The sequence below is a fragment of the Myxococcus vastator genome (assembly GCF_010894475.1).
In the GTDB taxonomy this organism is placed as follows: Bacteria; Myxococcota; Myxococcia; order Myxococcales; family Myxococcaceae; genus Myxococcus; species Myxococcus vastator.
Map to the genome: position 1 here is coordinate 1 of NZ_JAAIYB010000793.1, position 1,789 is coordinate 1,789.

At 68.6% G+C, this 1,789-nt stretch carries 2 protein-coding genes; one reads left to right on the forward strand and one right to left on the reverse strand.

Annotated elements, in window-relative coordinates; all coding sequences use genetic code 11:
• On the forward strand, window positions 1-748 hold a 748-nt coding region (locus tag G4D87_RS37320), incomplete at its 5' end, for a DUF4328 domain-containing protein (RefSeq protein WP_205507879.1).
• Between the two features lie 72 nt (window positions 749-820).
• Here the strand turns inward: G4D87_RS37320 and G4D87_RS37325 are convergent.
• On the reverse strand, window positions 821-1,789 hold a 969-nt coding region (locus G4D87_RS37325), incomplete at its 5' end, for a thymidine phosphorylase (protein ID WP_163787529.1).

Sequence of the window (1,789 nt, forward strand, 5' to 3'; positions counted from 1 at the left end):
GTCCACGGGGACGTGTGAGCGGTGCGGCCGATTCATCTGTAAGCAGTGCGCCCAACCGCAGGTGGGCGTCTGCGTCCCGTGTCACGCGAGGAAGCTCCAGTCGCTGCCCCACACCGCGGGCCGGGTGAAGTGGGCGCTGGGGGCCCTCTACTCCGGCGTCGCGGTGGCCGCGCTCACGGGGCTTCTCCACGTCTGGCTCTACTTGAGCCTGGAGGACGGCATCACGCCATCGCAGCCGAACGCGGAGACCTTCGACACCCTGAATGCCCAGTTCGTCCTGGCCAGCTCGGTCGTGAGCATCATCACTGCCATCAGCATCCTCCGGTGGCAGTACCTGAGCTTGAAAGTCGCCCGAGCCACCGGCGTCAGCACCGAGGAGCCCCGCTGGGCCATGCTGGCCTGGTTCATCCCCATCTACAATCTGGTCAAACCGTATATGGTCGTACGCGACCTGTGGTTGAACCTGGGGGGCGCCCCTGCCCGGAAGGCCCTGCTGATGGGGTGGTGGGCCGCCTGGCTCATCAGCAATGGTACGACCAAGGCCAGCGCGTCGGTGTTCAACATGGTTGAGAGCATTCCGAAGATCGTCCCCGTCGCGCTCATCGCCGGGATGATGGCGGAGGCCCTCAACGTCCTGGCGGCGGTGCTCTTCATCCACGTCATCAAGAGCATCGAGTCGATGCTCGCGAGCCGCCGCGCGGGACTGGACGCCCTCGTCGCCCGAGTGGACGCGCGCACCAGCGCCTGAGCACACGAAGCCCCCCGCCAAGCCATGGCATTGGCGGGGGCTGGCTCCCAGGTCGCCCCATGGCGAGGCGCCCTACTCCACGCGCTCGCGGATGAGCGGCCGGACCGCGGGGGCCGCGTCGCCGAACTGGTACGCGGCCAGGAGGCGCGCCTTCACGTTCTCCAGCGGGGCCGCGTCGTTGTAGTGCACGCGCACCACGGGCTCGCCCTGCTTCACGGACTCGCCCGTCTTCTTCAGCAGCGTGAAGCCCACGGCCGGGTCAATCTTGCTGTCCGTCCGCTGCCGGCCCGCGCCCAGCGCCACCGCCGCCAGGCCCACGCCCTCCGTGTCGATGCCGGTGACGAAGCCGTCCCGGGGCGCCACCACGTCCGCGGTGGACTTCGCCTGCGGCAGCAGCGAGTAGTCGTCGATGGCGCGCGGGTCTCCGCCCTGCACCTGGACAATCTCCTTCAGCTTGCGCACCGCGCTGCCGTCCTCCACCACCTTGCGCAGCTGCTCGCGCGCCTCCTCCACCGTGGCGGCCTTCTTGCCCAGCACCAGCATCTCCGCCGTGAGGGCATAGGTAATCTCGGTGTAGTCCTCCGGCGCGTTGCCGCGGAGCATGTCCACCGCCTCGATGACCTCCAGCGCGTTGCCCACCTTGCGGCCCAGCGGCTGGTCCATGTCCGTGAGCAGGGCCACGACCTTCTTCCCCATCTCCGCGCCCAGGCCAATCATCGTCTTCGCCAGCGTGCGCGCGTCCTCGTCGCGCTTCATGAAGGCGCCGCTGCCCACCTTCACGTCCAGCACCAGCGCGTCGATGCCCTCCGCCAGCTTCTTGCTCATGATGGAGGACGCAATCAGCGGGATGCAGTCCACCGTCGCCGTCACGTCGCGCAGCGCGTAGAGCTTCTTGTCCGCGGGGGCCACCTGCGCCGTCTGGCCAATCAGGCAGCAGTTCACCTCGCGCACCAGCCGCCGGTACTCGGACGTCGGCAGGTTGACGTTGAAGCCGGGGATGGACTCCAGCTTGTCCAGCGTCCCCCCCGTGTGCCCCAGGCC